This is a genomic window from Parapusillimonas sp. JC17 (genome assembly GCF_052180245.1).
Lineage (GTDB): Bacteria > Pseudomonadota > Gammaproteobacteria > Burkholderiales > Burkholderiaceae_B > Parapusillimonas.
This window is the reverse complement of sequence record NZ_CP197474.1, coordinates 2474535-2498211: the sequence shown is the minus strand read 5'-3', so window position 1 is coordinate 2498211 and position 23677 is coordinate 2474535. Positions and strand designations below refer to the sequence as shown.

The 23677-nt window shown below is 61.4% G+C and carries 25 protein-coding genes; 21 read left to right on the top strand and 4 right to left on the bottom strand.

Features of this window, described 5'->3' with window-relative positions; all coding sequences use genetic code 11:
• The first annotated feature begins 79 nt into the window (after positions 1-79).
• The 3 genes from ACSBPU_RS12015 to ACSBPU_RS12005 all read left to right on the top strand — a co-directional run bounded on the left by ACSBPU_RS12015 (position 80) and on the right by ACSBPU_RS12005 (position 2594).
• Positions 80-715: a SecDF P1 head subdomain-containing protein gene (locus ACSBPU_RS12015; RefSeq protein WP_442592355.1), complete on the top strand. Its 636-nt coding sequence runs from the start codon at positions 80-82 to the stop codon at positions 713-715.
• A gap of 106 nt (positions 716-821) precedes the next feature.
• Positions 822-1208 (top strand): hypothetical protein, encoded by a 387-nt coding sequence (locus tag ACSBPU_RS12010; protein ID WP_180071264.1) that lies wholly within the window; start codon positions 822-824, stop codon positions 1206-1208.
• Between the two features lie 93 nt (positions 1209-1301).
• Positions 1302-2594, top strand: a complete 1293-nt coding sequence (locus ACSBPU_RS12005; protein WP_180071265.1) for an aspartate carbamoyltransferase — start codon at positions 1302-1304, stop codon at positions 2592-2594.
• A 6-nt stretch (positions 2595-2600) separates the two neighbouring features.
• On the opposite strand, the gene ACSBPU_RS12000 is transcribed toward ACSBPU_RS12005, so the two are convergent.
• The 4 genes from ACSBPU_RS12000 to ACSBPU_RS11985 all read right to left on the bottom strand — a co-directional run bounded on the left by ACSBPU_RS12000 (position 2601) and on the right by ACSBPU_RS11985 (position 8047).
• Positions 2601-3500 carry a recombination-associated protein RdgC gene (locus ACSBPU_RS12000; RefSeq protein WP_442592354.1) on the bottom strand — a complete coding sequence of 300 codons (900 nt, stop codon included), beginning with the start codon at positions 3498-3500 and terminating at the stop codon, positions 2601-2603.
• Positions 3501-3971: 471 nt separating this feature from the next.
• On the bottom strand, positions 3972-5597 hold the full coding sequence (locus ACSBPU_RS11995; protein ID WP_442598329.1) for an MFS transporter: 1626 nt from the start codon (positions 5595-5597) through the stop codon (positions 3972-3974).
• A gap of 223 nt (positions 5598-5820) precedes the next feature.
• Complete coding sequence (locus tag ACSBPU_RS11990) at positions 5821-7212, bottom strand: sensor histidine kinase (protein WP_442598327.1); 1392 nt, start codon at positions 7210-7212, stop codon at positions 5821-5823.
• A 145-nt stretch (positions 7213-7357) separates the two neighbouring features.
• A complete protein-coding gene (locus tag ACSBPU_RS11985; RefSeq protein ID WP_442592353.1) occupies positions 7358-8047 on the bottom strand; it encodes a response regulator in 690 nt (229 codons plus the stop codon).
• A 243-nt stretch (positions 8048-8290) separates the two neighbouring features.
• Here ACSBPU_RS11985 and recA point away from each other — a divergent pair, with 243 nt between their 5' ends.
• The 18 genes from recA (at position 8291) to ACSBPU_RS11895 (ending at position 23666) form a co-directional block, all read left to right on the top strand.
• Positions 8291-9358: a recombinase RecA gene (gene recA, locus ACSBPU_RS11980; protein WP_442592352.1), complete on the top strand. Its 1068-nt coding sequence runs from the start codon at positions 8291-8293 to the stop codon at positions 9356-9358.
• Between the two features lie 32 nt (positions 9359-9390).
• Positions 9391-9900 carry a recombination regulator RecX gene (gene recX, locus ACSBPU_RS11975; protein WP_442592351.1) on the top strand — a complete coding sequence of 170 codons (510 nt, stop codon included), beginning with the start codon at positions 9391-9393 and terminating at the stop codon, positions 9898-9900.
• Positions 9901-10065: 165 nt separating this feature from the next.
• A complete protein-coding gene (locus ACSBPU_RS11970) occupies positions 10066-10635 on the top strand; it encodes a DUF2889 domain-containing protein (protein ID WP_442592350.1) in 570 nt (189 codons plus the stop codon).
• A gap of 83 nt (positions 10636-10718) precedes the next feature.
• Positions 10719-11879, top strand: a complete 1161-nt coding sequence (sucC, locus tag ACSBPU_RS11965) for an ADP-forming succinate--CoA ligase subunit beta (protein WP_442592349.1) — start codon at positions 10719-10721, stop codon at positions 11877-11879.
• A 23-nt stretch (positions 11880-11902) separates the two neighbouring features.
• Complete coding sequence (gene sucD / locus ACSBPU_RS11960; RefSeq protein ID WP_180071273.1) at positions 11903-12784, top strand: succinate--CoA ligase subunit alpha; 882 nt, start codon at positions 11903-11905, stop codon at positions 12782-12784.
• Positions 12785-12868: 84 nt separating this feature from the next.
• Complete coding sequence (locus ACSBPU_RS11955) at positions 12869-13573, top strand: YjbE family putative metal transport protein (protein ID WP_180071274.1); 705 nt, start codon at positions 12869-12871, stop codon at positions 13571-13573.
• 3 nt (positions 13574-13576) lie between these two features.
• Positions 13577-13702 carry a hypothetical protein gene (locus ACSBPU_RS11950; protein ID WP_442592348.1) on the top strand — a complete coding sequence of 42 codons (126 nt, stop codon included), beginning with the start codon at positions 13577-13579 and terminating at the stop codon, positions 13700-13702.
• Positions 13703-13709: 7 nt separating this feature from the next.
• A complete protein-coding gene (gene hemC, locus ACSBPU_RS11945; RefSeq protein WP_442592347.1) occupies positions 13710-14657 on the top strand; it encodes a hydroxymethylbilane synthase in 948 nt (315 codons plus the stop codon).
• Between the two features lie 23 nt (positions 14658-14680).
• Positions 14681-15490 (top strand): uroporphyrinogen-III synthase, encoded by an 810-nt coding sequence (locus ACSBPU_RS11940; protein ID WP_442592346.1) that lies wholly within the window; start codon positions 14681-14683, stop codon positions 15488-15490.
• 15 nt (positions 15491-15505) lie between these two features.
• Complete coding sequence (locus ACSBPU_RS11935) at positions 15506-16795, top strand: uroporphyrinogen-III C-methyltransferase (protein ID WP_442592345.1); 1290 nt, start codon at positions 15506-15508, stop codon at positions 16793-16795.
• A 3-nt stretch (positions 16796-16798) separates the two neighbouring features.
• Positions 16799-18322 carry a heme biosynthesis HemY N-terminal domain-containing protein gene (locus ACSBPU_RS11930; RefSeq protein ID WP_442592344.1) on the top strand — a complete coding sequence of 508 codons (1524 nt, stop codon included), beginning with the start codon at positions 16799-16801 and terminating at the stop codon, positions 18320-18322.
• 38 nt (positions 18323-18360) lie between these two features.
• On the top strand, positions 18361-18897 hold the full coding sequence (gene ppa, locus ACSBPU_RS11925; protein WP_180071279.1) for an inorganic diphosphatase: 537 nt from the start codon (positions 18361-18363) through the stop codon (positions 18895-18897).
• A gap of 1 nt (position 18898) precedes the next feature.
• Positions 18899-19603, top strand: a complete 705-nt coding sequence (locus ACSBPU_RS11920; protein ID WP_442592343.1) for a fumarylacetoacetate hydrolase family protein — start codon at positions 18899-18901, stop codon at positions 19601-19603.
• Positions 19604-19717: 114 nt separating this feature from the next.
• On the top strand, positions 19718-20470 hold the full coding sequence (gene phnP, locus ACSBPU_RS11915; protein ID WP_442592342.1) for a phosphonate metabolism protein PhnP: 753 nt from the start codon (positions 19718-19720) through the stop codon (positions 20468-20470).
• Positions 20471-20630: 160 nt separating this feature from the next.
• Positions 20631-20861 carry a hypothetical protein gene (locus ACSBPU_RS11910; protein ID WP_442598325.1) on the top strand — a complete coding sequence of 77 codons (231 nt, stop codon included), beginning with the start codon at positions 20631-20633 and terminating at the stop codon, positions 20859-20861.
• Positions 20858-22201, top strand: coding sequence for a hypothetical protein (locus tag ACSBPU_RS11905; protein WP_442592341.1), 1344 nt, complete (start codon positions 20858-20860; stop codon positions 22199-22201). Before ACSBPU_RS11910 ends, ACSBPU_RS11905 begins: the two co-directional genes overlap by 4 nt.
• A complete protein-coding gene (locus tag ACSBPU_RS11900) occupies positions 22198-22926 on the top strand; it encodes a hypothetical protein (protein WP_442592340.1) in 729 nt (242 codons plus the stop codon). Before ACSBPU_RS11905 ends, ACSBPU_RS11900 begins: the two co-directional genes overlap by 4 nt.
• Positions 22923-23666, top strand: coding sequence for a hypothetical protein (locus ACSBPU_RS11895; protein WP_442592339.1), 744 nt, complete (start codon positions 22923-22925; stop codon positions 23664-23666). Before ACSBPU_RS11900 ends, ACSBPU_RS11895 begins: the two co-directional genes overlap by 4 nt.
• Positions 23667-23677: the final 11 nt, after the last annotated feature.

Below are 23677 nucleotides of genomic sequence, written 5' to 3'. Positions count from 1 at the left end.
GTCAGTTATTGACGTAGCTTTACCTTGCTAGCTGTTAAACTTTTCGCATCTTAGATAAAGCAGCAGAGGGGGTATAACAATGCACACCGTACGCCAATTGAGCAAATTCATCGCGCCGCTAAGTCTGGTGCTGCTCGCCGCATGCCAAACCACGCAAGGCCCGAGCACCGCCGCAACCGAGCCGGCCGCGCAGCCGGCAACGGCGCCTCAGACAGCGCAGCCCGAACCCGCGACGACCATGCCGCAGGCCGGCGCACCCGCACAAGAGCAAGGCGCCCCGGTGGCGGTTTATATCGCCGATACGGCTGAACAGACCGGCTGGACTCCCGTCAACCTGCAGTCGGGCACCTTGTACGTCAACCCGCAACCCATCATTACGCGCTCCGACCTGAGCGGTGTTCAGGCCGGGTCGAACAAGCAGGGCGACGGCCTGCTGGCCCTTGAGCTCAGCGAGCAAGGCAAGACCAAGGTCGCCGATGCCACGACGCAGAATCCCAACAAGCGTCTGGCGCTGGTCGTGGGCCGTACTTTGCTGGCGGTACCGGGCTATTCCACGCCGGTGACGTCCGGGCAGCTGATTTTCGCGGTGGGCACCGAAGAAAACGCCACGACGGCTGCTCGGGCCATCGCCGGCGTACCGCCCGGGGAAGCCGGTGCGAGCGGTGCCGGTACCGGTACCGGCGCCATCGGCGGGGCGGCGCCGGCGGCCCGATAAGGAATCGACGCCTGGCCCATTGAAAACGGCACCGCTGCGGTGCCGTTTTCAATGGGCCAGGCGCGTATGATGTCGTAGTGTCGTATCGAGCGGGGTCGAGAATTAAATGGATAACAATCAATATACGCGTTTTCGCGCGCTGGACTCGCTGAGCGCGACGTTCTCCCTTGGGTTCAAGTTCCTTGCCTGGATCAATGGGCTGGGCGTGCTGCTGCTTGTTTTCTGTTCGTTGGGCATCTTCGAAAGCGCCATCGAACTGCAATGGCTGCGCTGGCCATTGGCCGCATACCTGGCCGGCCTGACGCTGGCGGCGCTGGGGCTGCTGTGGACTTATCCGGCGCTTGCCAGCTTGCTGGGCCAGGCGGTGTCGGGCCGCGTCCGGCGCACCCATTGGCTCCCCATGTTCTGCATCATGCTCGCCTACGGGCTGAGCATGATGGCTTTCGTCGCCGCATGCTGGTTCACCTTCAGCGTTGGCGGATTCTTCTATTGATGTTGTATTTTCATCGGATGCGGTGAAAAGATGTAGAGCATGTCTGTTTCCAAATTAAAATATACGCTCTGCGTATATTTCTAGGATTTCGATATGTCTGTCTCCCAACAGGTATTTCTGCGCGACGCCATGCGCCGCCTCAATCTGACACGCGACGTGTTTGCGGGCCGTATAGGCGTCAAGCGGCGCGCGCTCGATACCTGGCTGCTGCCGGAGGGCTCGCAGGAGTTCCGGGCCATGCCTGAAGTGGTTGGCCGCTTCGTGACGGAGATCATCGAAAACGAGGCCTTATTGCAGAAATATGCGCAAAGCGCACAGTCGGGGCCGCTACGCAATCGCATCGCGGCTGATGGCAAGCACCAACTGCTTTCCGTCGATCAGTTTTCGCGCGAATCGGTCGAAGAGCTCTTTCGCATTGCCGACCAGATGCAACCGATCGCCCGGCGACAAAAGGTTTCCCGAGTGCTGGAAGGGGCTGTGCTGGGCAATCTTTTTTTTGAAGCCAGCACGCGTACCCGCGTGAGCTTCGGCGCTGCGTTCTGCCGTCTGGGCGGATCCGTCTGCGATACCACGGGCTTCACTTTTTCATCGATGGCCAAAGGCGAGTCCATCTATGACACCAGCCGGGTCATGAGCGGGTATGTCGACGCCATGGTCATACGTCACCCCGAGAAAGGATCGGTGGCCGAATTTGCGCAGGCAACCAATATTCCGGTCGTCAATGGGGGCGACGGTCCAGGCGAGCACCCCAGCCAGGCGCTGCTTGACCTCTACACCATCCTGACCGAGTTTTCCCGTCTTGGAAAACTGCTCGACGGCGCACACATCGCCCTGGTGGGCGACCTGAAGTACGGGCGCACCGTGCACTCGCTGATCAAGCTTTTGTCCCTGTACCGCGGCCTGAAGTTCACTCTGGTTTCTCCGCGCGGTCTTGAAATGCCCGACTACATTCTCGAACAGACGGGCACTCGTGGGCACGTGATCGAACAAACGTATTCACTGGAAGAAGGCTTGGCCGGCGCCGACGTGATCTATGCCACGCGGGTCCAGAAAGAGCGCTTTGCCGCCGAGGAGCTCGAAGGCTATACATCGGACTTCCAGGTCAACAAGGCCATCATCGACAAGGTCGGCAAGCCGGACGTGATCGTCATGCACCCCCTGCCGCGCGACAGCAGGGAAGGGGCCAATGACTTGAGCGTGGACCTGAATCACGACTCCCGGCTGGCCATTTTCCGTCAGACCGACAACGGCATACCGGTTCGGATGGCGATTTTCGCCGTGCTGCTGGGCGTGGAGAACCTGGTCCAGCATTCGCTGCGCGATGTCACCTGGAGCCCGCCATCGCATATCGGACCCGACGACAGCATTTTCCACGGCGTGGATTGACGGCGGCTACGCCTTTTTCTCGCCGCCCAGGGCTTCCACCAGATCCGCGATGAGGCGCGACAGCTCGCCCGACATGAGCGCGAAATCGGAATCGTACTGCTCCGATTCGTTCAGGGCGGCTGTTTCCTGGCCTTCTTTCAGAACGTCCAAAGGGTTGACGCGCTTGATGTCCAGACCTTCCGTCAGGACGAAAGAAACCCGGTCCGCCCAGGTCAGCGCAAGACGCGTGCATTGCTTGCCGGCCTGCACGTGCTTACGCACGTCGTCGATTTCCACGCTCTGGCGAACATAGCGCACGGCGGCGCCGCTGTCGCTGGTGGAGCGCAATTCCGTGTCCTGATCGATCGAGAAGCCGGCCGGCGCTTCATCGCCGACCAGCCAGTTTGTCATTGCGGCGGCGGGCGATTGCTCCACATAAAGAGGAGCCACGGGGAGCGCATCCAGGCTCTTTGCCAGCACGCCCAGCACTTCGTCGCTTTTGGCCGCTGCCGCTGCGTCCACGACGAGCCAGTGATTGCGCGTGTCGATCCAGACGCGGGTATCGCGATACACACTGAAAGCCTTGGGCAGGAGCTCGTCAGTGACCTGTTCCTTGATTTCCTTCATTTGCCGACGGCCGGGCTTGAAGCCTTGCTGTTCTTCGATTTCCTGCGCACGGGCCTTGGCGAACTGGTTGACGACCGTGGTGGGCAGCAGCTTCTTGTCGGCACGCAAGGTCAGCAAGTACTGGCCGTCCAGCGCATGCACCAGGCCGGAGTCCTCGCGCGTGCTGACCCAACCCAGGCTTTGCATGTCCCGGTTGCCGCCCGGCTGGAACGCCTGCTTTGCCAGCGCCGTTTCAAGGGCGTCTGCCGTGAATGACCAGGAAGGGGCCAGGCGGAATATCCTGAGATTCTTGAACCACATATGCTGTCGTGTCTTCTTGAGTTAAGGCTGCTACAGGGGCCGCTGCCGAACGGTCGGCGGCCCGGGAAAGATGAGGAACGATTGTAAGCGCATTTGCTTGAGGTCTTTTGGGGGGTCAGACCCCATGCGGGGTCTGACCCCGGCGCAAAGAATTATGGGGTCAGACCCCGTACGGGGTCTGACCCCAGCGCAAAGAGTTATGGGGTCAGACCCCGTAAGGGGTCTGACCCCTCCCACTTCCCGGCGGCAAAAAAAAGGCCCGAATTGCCGGAGCATCGGGCCAGTGGAGCACACAGTGTCACGCCATGATAAGGCTCGCGGGGAGGCATGACACAGGCGATAAAAAGAGCTTTTCCGACGTGCATACCAGGGGGATAGGTTAGGCGCGGCGGGAAGGGCAGCTCTTTCTAGCAGCTCTTTCTACGACTTGAATTCTATGCCTTTAGTCTGAATATTGCCTGAAAGCCGTTTTCAGTTGTTGATGTCGTTGTCTTTGCTTTCCCGTACGAACAGTACGCCGATGACCAGGGTCATGACGGCGACGATGATGGGATACCAGAGTCCATGGTAGATGTTGCCGGTGGCTGCCACGATGGCAAATGCCACAGGCGGCAGGAAACCGCCGAACCAGCCATTGCCGATGTGGTAGGGCAGGCTCATCGAGGTGTAGCGTATGCGGGTCGGAAACATTTCCACCAGCATGGCGGCAATGGGGCCGTAGACCATGGTGACGAGTATGACCAGGAAAGTCAGAAGCAGCACGACCATGACATAGTTTACTTGCGAGGGGTCAGCCTTGGCGGGGTATCCGTGACTGCGGATCGCATCGGTCAAGGACTTCTTCAGTTCGGCGGACTTGGCGGCGAAATCCGCTTTGCTCAGTGCGTTGCCCTCGAAGGAAAGGAACTCGTCATTGCCTATGCGTGCCTTGGCGATGCTGCCGGCCGGCGCCTTTTCGTTGGCATAGTTCACGGAATTGCCCGCCATGAATGCCTTCAGGATGTCGCAGGAACTGGTGAAGGAAGACACGCCGACCGGATTGAACTGGAAGGAGCAAGTGGCCGGATCGGCGATGACCGTGACCGGTGCCGTCGCTTGCGCATGTTCGAGCGCGGGATTGGCAAAATGGGTGATTGCCTTGAAGACGGGAAAGTAAGCCAAGGCGGCGACCAGGCAGCCCGCCATGATGATGGGCTTGCGGCCGATTCGATCCGATAGCGCGCCGAACACCACAAAGAACGGCGTGCCCAGCAACAGAGCCAGGGCGATCATGATGTTGGCCGTATTGGCTTCGATCGCCAGTGTCTTGGTCAGAAAGAACAGGGCGTAAAACTGACCCGTGTACCACACCACGGCCTGGCCGGCGGTCAGGCCGAACAGGGCCAGCAGTACGATCTTCAGATTGCTCCATTTGCCGAACGACTCCTTGATCGGGGCCTTCGAGCCTGTGCCTTCTTCCTTCATCTTGCGGAAGGCGGGCGATTCGTTCAGCTGCATGCGTATCCACACGGAAATGCCCAGCAGCACGACCGAGATCAGGAAGGGGATGCGCCAGCCCCATTCCAGGAAGGCCTCTTCTCCCAGCGAGGTCCGGATGCCCAGGATGACGAGCAGAGACAGGAACAGCCCCATGGTCGCGGTGGTCTGGATCCAGCTCGTGTAGAAGCCGCGGCGATTCTGGGGCGCATGCTCTGCCACATAGGTCGCGGCGCCGCCGTATTCGCCGCCCAGCGCCAGGCCCTGCAGGAGGCGAAGCACGATCAGGATGACGGGCGCCGCCATGCCTATCGACGAATAAGAGGGCAGGACGCCCACCAGGAAGGTTGAAAGACCCATGATCAGGATGGTGATCAAAAACGTGTATTTGCGGCCCACCATGTCGCCCAGTCGACCGAAAACCAGGGCGCCGAACGGCCGCACGGCAAAGCCCGCCGCAAAGGCGAGCAGTGCAAAGATGAAGCCGGCCGTGGGATTGACGCCCGAAAAGAAGTGGGCCGCGATAATGGCTGCAAGCGAACCATAGAGATAGAAGTCGTACCACTCGAAAACGGTGCCCAGAGAGGACGCAAAGATGACTCGCCGCTCCTCGGGGGTCATGGGCCGGTTGGTCGCTGCCGGGGCCCCCACGGATGCGGCACCGGACTGTGCGACGGTGGTGGTGCTGTTCATGATGCCTCCTGATGTGTGGTCTTTCGAGATCCGATATTGTTTATTTGCGCAGCGTGGAATCCACGTCTCGGCCAGCGTAAATTATTTGAGCCAGCTGACATCAAGCTGACGGTCGGCGGGCGGGAGGGTTTTTTTTGTAAGTAAATCGATCTCAGTGCGCGGCAGCGTGGCTGGGGGCCGGCATCGGCGGTATCAGCCGGTTGAAGGTGACGCGCAGGCAGGTCCCGCCTTTCTTCCCCAGGCGGTTGCCGGTGGGCATGAATTCGACGCTGCCTTCGTGAAGTTCCGCGATTTCCTTGACGATGGACAGGCCCAGGCCGCTTCCGTCGGTATCGGTTCCCAGGACACGATAGAAGCGATCGAATACCCTGGACTTGTCTTCCGGGGAAATTCCCGGCCCCGAGTCCTCGACCTCGATGTAGGCCGACAGGGGGTCGCCGCCGACGCGGACGGTGATCCAGCCGCCCGGCGGGCTGTACACCAGGGCGTTTTCGATCAGATTGTTCAGCAATTCCGCCAGCATCAGGGCATCGCCGGTGATGGTCATGGCAACGCTGGAGCGTTCGAATCCGAGGTCGATGCGTTTCTTGAGCGCCGCGTCCACCCAATGCAGCGATATTTGTTCAGCCAGCCGGTTCAGGTCGACTTGCTCGCTGAGCCGGCGGTGCGGGCTGTCGGGGCTTTCGGCCCGTGCCAGTGTCAGAAGCTGATTGACCAGCCGTGTCGCACGTTCGGATCCGCGCACCAATTGCTCGAGGCTGGCGTTCAGCTTCTCGGGGCTGCGTTCGCGCAGCGCGAGTTCGGCCTGCGTCCGCATTCCCGCCAGAGGCGTCTTGAGCTGATGCGCCGCATTCGCCACGAAGCGGCGCTGCGTTTCATGGGTGTGGGCCAAGCGGTGGAGCAGGCTGTTCATGGCGGCGATCAGCGGCACGATTTCCGAGGGGGCAAGCTCGGCGCTGATGGGCGACATGTCGTTGGCGCGGCGGGCACGGATCCGTTCCTGCAGTATGTTCAGCGGCTCCAGGCCTTGTGTCAGCCCCAGTCCGGCAAGCAAGGCGGCGAGGGGAAGGACGATGAGCTGCGGCGTGAGCATGCCTGTCAGGATTTCCTGCTGCAGGGTGGCGCGCATTTCGTTCGATTGTGCGACGGCCGTCATGAAAGGCATGCCGTCCGCGTCCTTGCCGCCCCAGACGTATGCGACACGCACACTGTGTTTGTCTATGGTCTCATTGCGCATGCGGATCTTGCCATCGTCGTAAGTCCAGTTGTCGGGCAAGGGGATGCTGCTGTTGCCGCCCAGCGAATTTCCGTTGGCGTCGCGAATCTCCCAATGCACCAGATGGCCGGGATCGCCATGCAGAATGTTGATGGCGGAAGCGGGCAGGGTGATGCCGCCGAGGATGCTCTGCTGTTCGATTTCATGCTTGATCATGCGCAGATGATCAGCCAGGGCCCGGTCGTAGGGTGCGTTGGCAATGTTTTGCGCAATGAAGTAAGTGATGACCAGGCCTATGGTCCAGAGCAGAAACAGCGGCCCGAACATCCATATCATGATTTTGTTCAGGAGCGCGCGGTTGCCGCGCCTGCGCCGGAACAGCCCGGATACCCGGCCGCTTTCAGCGGCCTGCGTGCTTGTATCCTTGAGAATCTTCGGGTCGATCAGCATGCCGGCAAGGCCTTGCCAGAAATCATGCGGCGATCGTGTCGCTACGGGATTCCGGTTCGAGGCAATAGCCCAGGCCTCGTACAGTGACGATCTTGACGCCGCCCGGCTCGATCTTCTTGCGCAGGCGGTGAATGTAGACCTCGATGGCGTTGGGAGTGACTTCCTCGCCCCATTCGCACAAAAGGTCCACGAATTGATTTTTACTGATCATGCGGCCGCAGCGCGACAGGAAGATTTCAAGCAGGCTGGTTTCGCGCGCGGAAAGTTCCAGGGGCTGGTCGTCGATGCGTGCAATACGGCCATTGAGGTCGAAAGTGAGGCGTTTGTACTTGAGCAGGGTAGACGAGGTGCCCGCGCTGCGGCGGGTAAGCGCACGCACCCGGGCTTCGAGCTCGGACAACGCGAACGGCTTGGCCATGTAGTCGTCGGCGCCGAGGTCCAGGCCGGTGACCCGTTGCTCGACGGTGTCGGAAGCCGTGAGGATGAGTACCGGGATGGGGGTGGAGCGCTGGCGGAGCATGCGCAGCACGGCTAGGCCGTGCATGCGTGGAAGATCGAGATCGAGAATGAGCAGGTCGAAGCTTTGCAGCTGCAGCGCCGAGTCCGCCGCTGCACCGTCGCTGACCACGTCGACGGCGTACCCGTCGTAGCGCAGTGAACGGGAAAGTCCATCGGCAAGAATACTGTCGTCCTCGGCAATTAAAATATGCATGTCGGCCTGCGTTGACGTTGTGAATATCGTGTTCCGCCACTCTGAGACGTATTCAAGGCATTGTGGCACTTCAGGCAGGGCTTGAACAGTCAGGGATTACGATGCAACTTCCCAGGGACTGTTATCTGTGTTTATATACAGTATAATTTGATGCAATAATCTCAGAGTTCAACGCTCCCCGGCGGTTTCGCGATCCCTGGGCGCATGTCTATCAATTCCCATATACCTGTCAAGGACCGCTACATGGACGACAAAAACAGCAAAGCCGCCGGCGAGCGCAGCAAAGCGCTGGCCGCCGCCTTATCCCAAATTGAAAAGCAGTTTGGCAAAGGCTCGGTAATGCGCTATGGCGACAACTCGGTCGAACACGACATCCAGGTCGTCTCCACCGGTTCGCTCGGGCTCGATATCGCCCTTGGCGTAGGCGGTCTGCCACGCGGCCGCGTCATCGAAATCTATGGTCCCGAATCCTCGGGTAAAACAACGCTGACCCTCCAGGTCATCGCCGAAATGCAGAAAATCGGCGGCACTTGCGCCTTCATCGATGCCGAACACGCGTTGGACGTCCAGTACGCCTCCAAGCTGGGCGTCAACTTGTCCGACCTGCTCATTTCCCAGCCGGACACGGGCGAACAGGCGCTCGAAATCACCGATGCGCTGGTGCGTTCGGGGTCCATCGACCTCATCGTCATCGACTCGGTGGCGGCGCTCGTGCCCAAGGCCGAAATCGAGGGCGACATGGGCGATTCCCTGCCGGGCCTGCAGGCACGCCTCATGAGCCAGGCCCTGCGCAAGCTCACCGCCACCATCAAGCGCGCCAACTGCATGGTCATCTTCATCAATCAAATCCGCATGAAGATCGGCGTCATGTTCGGCAACCCCGAAACCACCACGGGCGGCAATGCGCTCAAGTTCTACTCGTCCGTGCGCCTCGACATCCGCCGCATCGGCGCCATCAAGAAGGGCGACGAAGTCATCGGCAACGAAACGCGGGTCAAGGTCGTCAAGAACAAGGTTGCGCCGCCGTTCAAGCAAGCCGAATTCGACATCATGTACGGCGCCGGCATTTCTCGCGAAGGCGAAATCATCGATCTCGGCGTTCAGGCGGGCATCGTCGACAAGGCCGGGGCGTGGTTCAGCTACAGCGGCACACGTATCGGGCAGGGCAAGGACAATGTGCGCGAATACCTGAAAGAGCATCCTGAAATGGCCTTCGAAATCGAAAACAGGGTCCGCGAACAGCTGGGTGTAGTAGCCCACGCCGCGCCAGTCGCCCGGGCTGTAGCCAACGCCCCTGAAGACGGCGAATAAGCACCAGGCCTGTTAACGCTAAGGGGGGCGCCATGCATCGCGACGACGAGTTCGAAACCTTGTCAGACGCCGATTCCGGCCCCTCGCCACGCCCGGGACCTTCACTGAAGGCCCGGGCCATCGGTTTTCTTTCCCGGCGCGAATACTCCCGCCGGGAACTGCAGCGCAAGCTCGCACCTCATGCGCAAGATCCTGACGAGCTCGACGCCCTGCTCGATACGCTCGAACGCGAAAACTGGCTGTCCAACGAACGCTTCGCGCAAAGCCTGCTCAATCGGCGGGCGCCTCGCCAGGGTACGCAGCGTATCGTTCAGGAGCTCAGGCAGCACGGTCTGTCCGACAGCGTCATCCAAGACATGGAGCACCGCTTGCAGGACACCGAACAGCAACGCGCTTCGCTCATATGGGAAAAGAAATTCGGACGGCCGCCCCAGGACGCCAAAGACTACGCGAGGCAGTTCCGCTTCATGGCGTCGCGTGGTTTCTCCACCGAACTCATACGCCGCCTTCTGGGACGGGTTCCTCATGGGGCCGACCAATAAACGCTGGGGTCAGACCGATAAACGCCGGGGTCGGACCCCGTACGGGGCCTGACCCCTTTCCGGAACTTGCCATGGGGTCGGACCCCATACGGGGTCCGACCCCTCAATGCCGTCAGGACACTGCGCTATACTTAGCGGGTTTTACGCAATATTCATCGTTCATACATGCCGCTACCGCCGCCCGATGCCGCACGCGAACCTATGCACACTCGTTCAATACGAGTGAGTTCGTATGCCCGTAAAGACGGACTGTGGGATCTCGAAGCCGAGCTCGTCGACGTCAAGGCCTACGATTTCCCGAAAAGGAACGGCGACATGCACCTTGCGGGGACTCCTGTGCATCATATGCACCTGCGCATCACGATAGACAAGGAGTTCAGCATCACCGACGCCGTGGCGGCATACGACGCGGCGCCATACGGCGAAGTCTGCTCCGCCATCACGCCCGACTACCGCGACCTCATCGGCATGAACCTGCTGCGCAACTTCCGCCAGAAGGTGAAAGACCATTTCGGCAGGACGGCCGGCTGTACGCACATGACCGAACTGTCGTATGTACTGCCCACCGTGGCGGTGCAAACCATGGCCAATGTCCGGCGCCAGGCGGAAGCCGACCTCACGAAGCGGCCTTTTCAGCTCGAGGGCTGTCATGCGCTGCGGCTGGACGGCCCTGTCGTCCAGGAGTTTTATCCTCATTGGTACAAGGTCTCTCGCAAGAAGGCCTCATGCAAATAAATAGATGCACTATCCGTGTGTGACGGTCCTGGTGAATCTCCCGAACACATTCTCTTTTATCTTTACGTTCTGACAGGTAACAAATGAAAATTCACGAGTATCAAGGCAAGGAACTGCTGAAGCAATTTGGCGTGACTGTGCCGCGCGGAATTCCTGCTTTTTCCGTAGACGAAGCCGTTACTGCAGCCGAAAAGCTGGGTGGACCAGTCTGGGTTGTCAAGGCACAGATTCATGCCGGCGGTCGCGGCAAGGGCGGCGGCGTGAAACTTGCCCGTTCCCTCGATGAAGTTCGTCAACTGTCGTCGGAAATTCTGGGCATGCAGCTGATCACGCACCAGACTGGCCCGCAAGGCCAGAAGGTCAATCGCCTGCTGATCGAAGATGGCGCCGACATCAAGAAGGAATACTACGTTGGCATCGTGACCGACCGCGGCACGCAGCGCGTGTGTGTCATGGCCTCCAGCGAAGGCGGCATGGACGTCGAAGAGGTCGCCGAGAAAACTCCCGAGAAAATCCTCAAGGTTTTCGTGGATCCCAAGACTGGCCTGACCGATCAGGAAGCCACCGACCTGGCCCGCGGCATCGGTGTGCCCGACGCATCGGTTGCCAAGGCGGCCGCCGAATTCCAGAAGCTGTACAAGGCGTACTGGGAAACCGACGCTTCGCTGGCCGAGATCAATCCCCTGATCCTCACCGGTTCCGGCGATATCGTTGCTCTGGACGCCAAGTTCAATTTCGATTCGAATGCCTTGTTCCGTCATCCTGAAATCGTTGCTTACCGCGATCTCGACGAAGAAGATCCGGCCGAAGTCGAAGCCAGCAAGTTCGATCTGGCCTACATCCAGCTCGACGGCAATATCGGCTGCCTGGTGAACGGCGCCGGACTGGCCATGGCCACCATGGACACCATTAAGCTGTTCGGCGGCGAGCCCGCCAACTTCCTGGACGTTGGCGGCGGCGCGTCGGCCGAGAAAGTCACGGAAGCCTTCAAGATCATGCTCAAGAACGAAGGCGTAAAAGCCATTCTGGTGAATATTTTCGGCGGCATCATGCGCTGCGACGTCATTGCCGAAGGCGTGATCGCCGCCTGCAAGGCCGTTAACCTCAGCGTCCCGCTGGTCGTGCGCATGAAGGGCACCAACGAAGAGCTGGGCAAGAAGTTGCTGGCCGAGTCGGGTCTGCCCATCATCAGCGCTGACACCATGGCCGAAGCTGCGACCAAGGTCGTGGCCGCCGCGAAATAAGAATACTGCCGAGGATTTTTTTCATGTCGATTCTGATCAACAAAGACACCAAAGTCATCACCCAGGGCATGACCGGCAAGACCGGCCAGTTCCATACCCACATGTGCCGCGAGTACGCCAATGGCAAGAATGCGTTCGTTGCCGGCGTGCATCCCAAGAAAGCCGGCGACAACTTCGAAGGCGTGCCCATCTACGCTTCCGTGAAAGAAGCGAAGGCGGAGACCGGTGCGACCGTATCGGTCATCTACGTGCCGCCGGCGGGCGCGGCCGATGCCATCTGGGAAGCCGTCGACGCCGACCTGGACCTGGTCATTTGCATTACGGAAGGCATTCCCGTTCGCGACATGCTCGAAGTGCGCAATCGCATGCGCGACCAGAACAAGAAAACCCTGCTGCTGGGCCCCAACTGCCCCGGCCTCATCACTCCCGATGAGCTCAAGATCGGCATCATGCCCGGCCATATTTCCCGCAAGGGGCGCATCGGCGTGGTCAGCCGCTCCGGCACGCTGACGTACGAAGCGGTCGCGCAGCTCACCGAGCTGGGCCTGGGCCAGTCATCCGCCGTCGGTATCGGTGGCGACCCCATCAATGGCCTGAAGCATATCGATGTCCTGCAAATGTTCAACGATGACCCGGATACCGACGCCGTCGTCATGATCGGCGAAATCGGCGGACCCGACGAGGTCAATGCCGCATTGTGGGCGAAGGACAACATGAAGAAGCCGGTCGTCGGCTTCATCGCCGGGGTGACGGCACCGGCCGGCAAGCGCATGGGCCACGCCGGCGCGCTGATTTCGGGCGGCGCGGATACCGCCGATGCCAAGCTGGAGATCATGGAGTCCTGCGGCATCCGCACGACCCGCGATCCTTCCGAGATGGGCAAGCTGCTCAAGTCGGTACTGTAAGCACAAAAAAGGCTCGCGTGGCGGGCCTTTTTGTACTGGGCCTTTGTCTTTCATGAAGCCTCTTCGCATAGAACGGATATAAAAATGCTAGAGTTTTTTCAAACGCTCCATTGGGGCGCCATTTTCCAGATCATCCTGATCGACATTCTTCTGGGTGGAGACAACGCCGTCGTCATCGCCCTGGCTTGCCGCAATCTGCAGGCGAAGCAACGCCTCAAGGGCATCTTGTGGGGCACGGCCGGCGCCATCATATTGCGTGTGCTGCTCATTGCCTTCGCGCTGACATTGCTCGATATTCCCTTCTTGAAGCTCGTTGGCGGCGCACTGCTGGTCTGGATCGGCATCAAGCTGCTGGTTCCCGAAGAGGATGAGCACGGCAACATCAAAGGCGGAAGCTCGGTCTGGAGCGCCGTCAAGACCATTCTCATTGCCGACTTCGTCATGAGCCTGGACAACGTAATCGCCATTGCCGGCGCAGCGCAGAACACCCATCTGGACCATCAGCTGTATTATGTGATTTTCGGCCTGATCGTGAGCGTGCCCATCATCATCTGGGGCAGCACGCTGGTGCTGAAGCTCATCGACCGCTTTCCGCTGGTCGTCACCTTCGGCGCCGGGCTGCTGGGATGGATTGCCGGCGGCATGCTCGTGACGGACGTATTCGTCGTGCAGCAGTTTGGCGAGATCCAGCCGGCGATGAAGATTGCGGCTGAAGTGGCCGGTGCGATTCTCGTGATAGTGATCGGCAAGTGGATTGCAAGCCGCAAAGCCACTGTGACACAGGAATAAGCCATGAGTCTATTCAAGTCTTCGTCGGGCAAGAAGCCGGCGGATTCCGGTCTTTCTCTTTTGCAAGGCCTGCTCATCCTGGCGGTGATCGGCATCGTGCTGGCGGTGCTGTTCAATTATTTAGCGTAGACAGGGCATGCAGGAAACACCGAAGAAACTGGTCATCGCAACGCGCGCCAGCCGGCTTGCCCTGTGGCAGGCCGAGCACGTGCGGGATCGCTTGCAGGAACTCTATCCCCAATGCGAGGTCAGTCTGCTGACCATGACCACGCGCGGGGATCAGATCCTCGATCGCAGCCTGTCGAAAGTCGGCGGCAAGGGCCTGTTCGTCAAAGAGCTGGAAACAGCCTTGCTGGACGGGCGCGCCGATCTCGCGGTGCATTCGCTCAAGGACGTGCCGGTCGACATGCAAAGCCCTTTTGCCTTGTCCGTGGTGCTCGAGCGCGACGATCCCCGCGACGCCTTTGTCTCGAACGACTACGGCTCGATGGACGCGCTCCCCTCCGGAGCCGTCGTAGGTACGTCCAGTCTGCGCCGCGAGGCGCAGATCCGGCAGCGCTATCCCGACTTGGTCGTTCAGCCGCTGCGGGGCAATCTCGATACCCGTCTGGGCAAGCTCGACCGTGGTGACTATGCCGCCATCATCCTGGCGGCAGCCGGCTTGCGGCGCCTGGGACTTGAAGGACGCATACGCGGCTATCTGTCGGTGGAGCAAAGCCTGCCGGCGGCAGGGCAGGGCGCCCTGGGTATCGAAGTCCTGGAGTCCCGAACGGACATGCACGGCTGGCTGTCTCCCCTGGCCGATCCGGCGACAACCGCTTGCGCGCTTGCGGAGCGTGCCGTCTCGCGGGTTTTGGGAGGATCATGCCAGGTGCCCTTGGCGGCCTATGCGCAAGTCCAGGGCAATAATCTGGTGGTGGATGCCTTGGTGGCGGAGCCCGACGGCTCGGTGATCATCCGCGCGCAAGCGACAGGACCGGTGGCGGATGCCAACGCCCTGGGTGAAAGCGCGGCGCACGACCTGATGGCCAAAGGCGCGCGGCCGATTCTCGACCGCCTGTCCATGCCCGACGCGTCGGCCTGACGCTTCTTTCCATCGGACCGGCCATGGACGCCAGTGTCATCCTGACGCGGCCTGAGGGAAGGAACGAGCAGCTTGCCGCCCGGCTGTCGGATGCCGGTCTGAAGTCCTTGATTCTTCCGGCGCTCAGCCTTCAGCCGCAGCCGGCTGACAAGGCATCTTTCCCTGTCCCCCATGATTACGATCTGCTGGTTTTCGTAAGCGGAAGCGCTGTCCGGTTTTATGCCGGACAGTTGCGTCGATTCTCGCCGGATTTTCGCTGGCCGGGCCACGTCCCGGTTGCGGCGGTAGGCGTTTCGACGGCCCAGGCCTTGCGGCGGGCGGGCGTCGATCCCGGCATGATCATTCAGCCGGATCCTCTCGACGGCCAGGATTCCGAAGCCCTTTGGAAAAGGCTGCGGCCGCGGCTGCCTTCATTGAGGCGCGTCTTGATCCTGCGTGGCAATCGCGGCCGCGAATGGCTGGGTGCGCGGCTGGAAGAGGCGGGTCTGCAGGTGGATCGTCATGCCGTGTACGAACGCACGCCTGCGCACTGGTCGGCCGGACAGGAGCAGGGGCTGGCGGCCTTGCTCGAAAAACGTTCCTGCTGTGCCTGCCTGTTGACCAGCAGTGAAGGAGTCGACGCGATGCATGCCAACGTCGTACGCCTGGGCCTGGAAGATGCTTGGCTGTCGTTGCGGTTCCTGGTCGTGCATGAGCGCATCGCCAGCCGCTTACAATCGGTGATCAGCGCTTCTGGTAAGGTAGCGCCGCGGATGGTAAAAATATGCCAACCCAGTGATGACGCCATCTACGAGGCCTTGATCCGGATGGCGTCGCCTTCTGAAAGCTCCTAGGATTACAATCTCGCCATGACAGATAAAAAACCCGAGATCTCGCCCTCCGTGCCGGCCGTCGTTGCTTCCAGCGGACCCAAATCCGAATCCGCAGCCGGCCATCCCGGGCGTACGCCTGAAACGCAAAAGCGCAAGGCGAAGTCAGCCTTGCTGCCCGCTTTCTTCGTTGTGCTGCTGTTTGCCGTGGCATTGGCGGCCGTAGTCTGGTATCAACATCAGGAACACGTCAAGACCACAGCGCTGCTTTCGGATCAGATCCGCGGCGGCAGCGATACAGCCGGCAGGGCGGCCGAACAGGCACGCCAGGCGCTGGCGCTGGCCGAAGAACAATCTTCTCGGCTGGCTGCACTGGAAGCCTCGCTGCGCGAATCGCGCGCGCAGACCGACAGCCTGCAGCAGGCATTCCAGACCCTCACGGACAGCGGCTCGGATCTCGTGTTGATCAACGACGTCGACCACCTTGTCACCATCGCCCAGCAGCAACTGCAGTTGGGAGGCAACGTGGCCAACGCCATCATTTCCCTGGAAACGGCGCAGGCGCAGCTGGCACGCGCCAATCGGCCAGCCCTGGCATCGCTGCAGCAAACCATCAATGGCGATCTGGACCGGCTGCGTGCCGCCTCAACGATCGACATCGCGTCGCTTTCCTCGCAACTGGACGAACTCAGCAATCTGGTAAGCCAGGCGCCTCTCATGGTGCCTGACGACGCCGCGCCCCAGCCCGTCCAGCCTGAAGCGCCCGGCTCGGCGCCGGCGCAGGGCGGCCGGCAGGCGCCGGCCCAGGATCCCGACGCGCCATGGTGGAAACAAAGCCTGGCGACTGCCGGGCAATGGACCTCGGAAGCCTGGGACTCGGTACGGCGCGACCTGGGCGAGTTCATCGCAGTGCGCCGCGTCGACGACCCCCATGCGTTGCTCATGTCGCCCGATCAGGCCACTCGTTTCCGCGAGAACCTGCGTCTGCGCATCATGACCGCGCAACTGGCCTTGATGATGCGTCAACCCAATGTCTGGGCCACTGAAACCGCGAACCTGGTCAGGTCGATAGAAAGCCGCTTCGACCAGCAATCGGCCGAGTCCCGCCGGGCTCTCAAGATCGCGCGCGACATGTCCGATACCGACATCGACGTCCGGCTGCCCACCGTAGACAACAGCCTGGGTGCCATCGAGGCACTGCGCGAAGCCAGCGCCAAGTCGGCCGAGGGCGATACGCAGGCGGACGAACCCCCGACCGAATCTCCAGCGCCATCCATGCCGGATGCGGGCGCCAGTACGGACGCCCAGGCGCCGGGTTCACAGGGGTAAGCCATGAAGACCTGGTTCTGGACCTTGCTGGTATTCGTTGCCGCCGTGGCGCTGGCACTGGTGCTGCGCGAACACAGCGGCAATGTGCTGATCGTGGCGCAGCCGTATCGCATCGAACTGTCCTTGACGCTTGCCGTTCTGTTGCTTCTGGCGAGCTTCCTGATTCTGTACATTGTCCTGCGTGTGCTTGCCTGGATTTCCGGAGGCCCCGAGCGCTTCCGTTCCTGGCGCGGCCTGCGCGCCGAAAAACGCGATCACGAGTCGCTCGAAAGCGGCTGGATCAACATTCTGGAAGGCCGCTACACCGAAGCCGAGAAAGACCTGTCCAAAGTGCTTGCTCGTACGCGTTCTGGTTCGCGCAAGGTGCTTGCCGCGCTGGCGTCGGCCCGGGCCTCGCATCATATGGGCGAGTTCGCGCGCCGTGACGAAGCCCTGGCGCTGGCGCGCGAGCATGCCTCCGACAATGTCCGGTTGCGTGAGGCCGCAGCCATTGTCGCGGCCGAGATGTACCTGGATCAGAACCGCCCCCAGGATGCGCTGGTGCTGCTTCAGCCTTTGCAGGATGCCAGCTCGCGCTATTTCCACGCCACTCGCTTGTTGCTGCGTGCACACCGGCAGCTTCGAAATTACGACCGTGTGTACGAACTGACGCGGCTGTTGTCGCGCCGTGGCGTCATCGACAAGGCCGAAGCGCAGCAACTGATCGAGACCTCTGCGGCCGCACGCTTGCAACAAGGTGGTCCGGAGAACCTCAAGTCCATCTGGTCGGACCTCAAATCGGATGAACGCGTCTTGCCGGACATCGCCCTTGCGGCGTCCACGATCCATACCACGCAGGGCAACCACGAAGAAGCGGCGAAGGTGCTCGAGGCAGCGCTCAGTATCCGGATGGAACCCCGCTTGCTGAATGCTTATTCGCAATGCCCGCCCGAGCATGTCGCCAGGCGCCTGAGCAAAGCCGAGGAATGGCTGAAAAGCCATCCGGACGATTCGGCCTTGCTTGCCGCGCTGGGCAACCTTTGCCTGACAGGCGAGCTCTGGGGGCCGGGCGAGCAGTATCTGCAGCGCAGCATGAGGTTGCGCAGCGACATGCGCATCCATGCCTTGTTGGGAAATCTCTACGACCGCCTCGGCCGCCCGGCAGATGCCACGGCGCATTGGCGGCTCGCATCCAGCGTGGCCGGGGTATTGCCGGTTCTTCCGGCAAGCCGGGCATTGCCGGCAGCCGACACACGAGGAGACCCCACGCTGATCGACGTCGAGCACTTGCCGCAGGCCAAAGTGCTGTCCAGCCTTGAGACGCCGCTCGCGGCCAGCGCGGCCGATTTCTCCGACTACGCGTCCGCCACGGAAACGAGCGCCGCAGGCGCCGGCGATGCCAAGGCAGCGGCGCCCGCCGCGCCCGAACGGACCAGCGACGGTGACGCTTCGGTGCTCGAAGAATATTTCGACAGCTCGCCTTTCGTGGGCGTCGATCTGACGCAGACGTCGGACCGCCATACGCCGCGCGGTTCCGGCAACCATTGATCTTTTATTGGAATCCTTAGTTAAGGGTAGAACACAGCATGAGCCTAAAGAACGTACCAGCCGGCACCAAGTTGCCGGAAGAATTTAATGTCGTCATTGAAATTCCCATGAATGCGGATCCGGTCAAGTATGAAGTCGACAAGGACTCGGGCGCCGTCTTTGTGGACCGGTTCATGCTGACCGCCATGCACTACCCGTGCAATTACGGCTACATTCCTCAAACCATTTCCGACGACGGCGACCCTGTTGACGTGCTCGTGCTGGCGCCTTTCCCCATACAGGTCGGCGCGGTGATCCGTTCACGGGCGATCGGCGTCCTGCAGATGGAAGACGAGGCGGGCGGCGACGCCAAGCTGCTGGCCGTCCCGGTCGACAAGCTCTACCCTCCCTATCGTTCCATCAAGACGCCCGAGGATCTTCCCGCGGAAGAGCTCGCACGGATCCAGCATTTCTTCGAACACTACAAGGATCTGGAAAAGGGCAAGTGGGTGAAGGTCAAGGGCTGGGAAGGCCCGGAAGCCGCCATGAAGGAAATCCGCGATAGCGCCGCGCGTTACACCAGCGAGGACAAGTGACATGAAGACCGTCATCCCCGCCCAACCCGTTGCGGCTCTTGCGGTCGCCGGCTCCGACGCCGTCTTTCCGGTCCGGCGTGTTTATTGTGTCGGCCGCAACTATGCCGAACACGCCAAGGAAATGGGCTTCACCGGTCGTGAGGATCCTTTCTTCTTCTGCAAGCCGGCCGATGCGCTGCTGAACGTTGCCGACGGCCAGACCGGCACCATGCCGTACCCGTCCAAGACATCCAATCTGCACTACGAGATCGAACTCGTAGTTGCGCTCGACAAGGGCGGACGGAACCTCACTCCTGAGCAGGCAGCGGAATGCGTCTGGGGATACGCCATCGGGCTGGACATGACTCGCCGCGACCTGCAGGGCGAAGCCAAGAAGCAAGGCAGGCCCTGGGAGGTCGGCAAGGCCTTCGATTTGTCCGCTCCCGTCGGTCCGCTCCACCCCCGTGCAGACGTCGGCACGCTGTCTTCGGGCGCCATCACGCTCAGCGTCAATGGCGCGGAAAAGCAATCCAGCGATCTGTCGCAAATGATCTGGAACGTGGCGGAATCCCTTTCGTACCTGTCCGGCCTGTTCGAGCTGAAAGCGGGCGACATCGTATTCACCGGCACGCCCGAAGGCGTCGGACCCGTCGTAGCAGGCGACACCATGGTGGGTGCCGTTGCCGGCCTGGGCGAACTGCGGGTGGAAGTAGGCGCTGCGCTTTAAAGGAATGAGGGGTCTGACCCCGTACGGGGTCTGACCCCATTATCTTTTGGTTGGGCCTCGTACGGGGTCTGACCCCATTACCCTGTGTTCGGGGTCTGACCCCGGCGAACGACAATGAAACTGACGCTGCTCGGCACCGGAAATTCGGGTCAGGTGCCGGTGTACAACTGCCGCTGCCCCGCTTGCGAACGCGCCCGACGCGATCCGGCATACCGCCGCGGACCCACGTGCGCATCGATCGAACACCAGGGCGAGCGCTGGCTTCTTGATGCCGGCCTGATGGATCTGGCCGAGCGTTTTCCGCCGGGCAGCTTCAAAGGCTTTTTACAGACACATTATCATGCCGATCATGCGCAGGGATTCCTGCACCTGCGCTGGGGCCAGGACTATCGGCTGCCGGTCCTGGGCCCTCCCGATCCGCAAGGCTTCGCGGATCTCTACAAGCATCCGGGCATACTGGATTTTTCGCGCACCTTGGCCCCTTTCGAGCCCTTGCGCCTGATGGGGCTGGACATTACTCCTGTTCCGCTGCGGCACAGTCTGCCGACGTTCGGCTATGTGTTTTCGGATGGGAAACGGCATTGGGCCTACCTGACCGATACCGTCGGGCTGCCCGAGGATACCTTTGAGTTCCTGAAGCAGCGCCCCTTGCAGCTCATGGTGCTGGATTGTTCGTTCTCGCCCCGGCCGCAGGCACCGCGCGGCCACAACGACCTGACCCGGGCCCTTGACATTGTCGAGCACCTGCAGGTCGAGAAGACGGTGCTCACGCACATCGGGCACGAGTTCGACGCATGGCTGATGGCGCAGAAGCGGCCGCTGCCCGCCAATGTTCTGGTCGGCTCTGACGCTGCGGTGTTTCGCTGACGGACGTTTCCCGCCAGGCGGTTCTTTCCATCCACTGACCGCTTTGCCCAACTCGGTATTTGCGAATTTGCCCGTAGCTTGAACGCGGGCACACTGCATTCCTGATCTTCTTCAGGAGAGCATCGTGCCAGGGACACAGCGTTCGCAAAGCGGGCAGGGGATGACCGAATACATCATCGTGGTGGCGCTGGTTGCCGTGGCCGCCATTGCCGTATACCAGCAGTTCGGACAAGTGGTGCGTTCACAGACCGCCGCCATGGCAAAAGAGCTTGCCGGCGAAGACGGATCCGAGCAATCCCGCATGGCGCAGACGGCCGCCGAGGGCGCCGCAGCCCAGACCGCCGCAAAAACACTCAAATCATTTACGGGCAACGCCGGAGCCGGGCAATGACGCATATTGCTTGCCCGACTGCCCGCTCCCGCCAAGCTTCCTCGCACTCAGGCCAACAAGGCCAAGCCATGGTGCTGGGAATGCTTCTGGCCGGCATGGCGATCACGGTATTCGTCAGATACTTCTTTGTGGGCCAGGTGGTTGCCGCAAAGGCCAAGCAGCTGCATTCCCTCGATGCCGCCGCGTACAGCGCCGCACTGATTCAGGCGCGCAGCCTCAATATGCTGGCGTACGTGAATCGTGCACATGTCGGGCATCAGGTCGCCATGGCGCATCTGGTCACACTGGGCAGCTGGGCCATGCTCGGCGGCACGCAAGCCGGGCAATTGTCGTCGGGAAATCCGCCCGCGCACCTGATCGCATTCATGTTCGGGCCGGATCACGGCGCCGCTTACGCCGCGGCAAGCCGGGCTGCGGGAATGGACGGCCTGGCGCGTGAACAAGGGGAATTGGCACGCGCCTACAAGAACCACGACACGCTTGTCCGGCAGGTGCTGTCCCGGGCGCAGGAAGACATCGTGCACGCTTTGCCGCAAGCACGCGAGGCCGCTCTGCGCCAGGCGCTGGCCGACAACTACTCCATGCAAATAGAGCCCAAGGATTTCGATCTGCGCTTTGACCAGGACAACTGGCCCGGCTATGTGCAACGGTATGCCGGCCACGGGCAATTGCGCAACCTCGTCGAACAGGCCGCTTCGCTCTATCGATTCCTCGACCCGCGCGATCATACGGCACGCAATCCCTGGGTCGTCGACGCGCGCTGTCCCGGCCTTCGCCATGAACTGCGTCGCCGGGGCGAGACCAGGCTGGACGCATCGGGGCTGTGGCAATCGATCGACACCGAATCGTTCCATGCCTTGCGGTCGAACCGATGGATAGGCTGCTACCACAGGGAATACGCCATGGGCTGGGGCTGGCTTCCGGGGCCGTTGCCCAGCACGATGGATCAACCCCATGTAGAGAACCCGCCCGACAATTTTTCGTCGCAGGACTTCTGGCGATGGGTGAGGGACGCCACCAGTTGGGATATCGCGTCCGGCCGTGATAACCCATTGTCGAACTCCCGGGCCAATGCGGCGCGCCAGCGCTGGGAAGGCGGAGGGCTGCCGTCCTTCTACGATACCCCGGCAGGCCGATCGGGTATCGCGCTGGGGTTCTCCGTTACCTTGCGGCATCCGGGCCCGGACACTCTGCCGGTCACCACGCGCAGTGCCGCGGAAACCTTCTTCGAACGGCCATTGCCTCGGCCGGACGGCCATGCGGAAACGGACAATCTGTTTCATCCATACTGGCAGGCAAGATTGGTGTCTCACCCTTTGCAAAGCAAGGATGCCCCATGAGCGGCGCATGCAAACCCCAGGCCGGGCAAGCAATGGCGGAGGGGCTGCTCGTGCTCTCGGGCCTGGCCGCATTGTGGATGGCGATTTCGTGGCTGTATCGGGTACAGGACATGGCTCTTTCCGCTCAGCATGCGACGTCTTATCTGGCATTTGCCGCCAGCAGGCGCGATGGGGATCTGGGCGGCTTGCATGGGCGTTTCTTTACCGGACGCGAACATCAATGGAACGACCTCGGTGGAAGATCGATGCTTCCAGACCTTGACTCGCAGATCCGCCTGGAGGCGTTCCGCACGCTTCCATTGCCGCAAGCGGCGCAGCCGGGTTCGTCCGCCACGCTTGCCGCCTTGCGCCATGACTGGGAATTGGAAGACCGTGGTGTGTTGCACGCCCGATTGACCGTCATGCCCGGCGCCATTCCCTGGGACACGCTCGCGCATGCGTCAGGCTCGTCCGCCATGACGGTGGCGCTGAAGCGCCACACCGCGATACTCACAGGGGCCGGGCACGCCGTTGACGACGGGCATGTCCAGCAGGTGCTCGTCCAGTCCAGGCAGGCGTGGAGGCAAGATGCGGCAGTGTCCTACGGACTTTCCGGGCGCATACGTGCCGTCATGGGTCCGGTGGATTCGGGCTGGAGCAGGGCACTTCCTGATTCGGAATGGGTTTCCGCCTGGGCCGGGCTTGTGCCGGCTCCGCATATACAAGTCGCCAAGGAGCAAAAATGAAAATCTTGTCGTTGCGCCTGCAGCGCCCCATCAGGGCGGGAAAGTCCTTGGGTCGGCGTACCCTGGGTACTTGCCTGATGTCCTTGGGCTGCGGCTGGCCCGTTTATGCCGATGCGCTTTCAGCTTCCGCTTCGTTTTCCGAGCTCGATATACCGGGCTTGCAATGGACGGCGAGCCAATCCATGCTGCTGTCCGACGTGCCCCTGCGCGTACGGGCTTTCACTTTCCCCGGGGAACCCGTTCAGTTGGCGCAACTGTACTCGGGCAAGCCTGCATATTTTCAACGCATCCTCGTTTCTACCGGCAGGATCGTACTGTCGGGTCTGCGCAATGGCGAACACTGGCTGGCCGACATGCATCCCACCGCGACCGGTACGGGCGGAAGGCTTTCGGTGATGCGCGTAGCGCAAGACCAGGACGCTTCCCATCGAGACCCGCCTCTTTTTTTTCGATGGTTGCCGGCGCAAGCGCGTGCTCTGTTCAGTCGGCTGGATCTTTCCGATGCATCCCCGGGCAAAGACGGTGTCGTGGGCCAGCATGTCTTCAGTGTCGCGATGCCCGGCCGGGACGTCACCGCATACGTGCGCCGCCAGTTGCGTTCGGACGGCTGGCTGGAAGAGCCCGTCTATGCCGACATGGCGGGCCACTCTTCATGGCGCCGAAAGGCCTCGCGGCTTGCGCTGTTCTCCTCGCAGGAGCCCGGCGGCAAGTCTTCCTTGTATGTGCACCATGTCAAATAGCCACGTGGGGT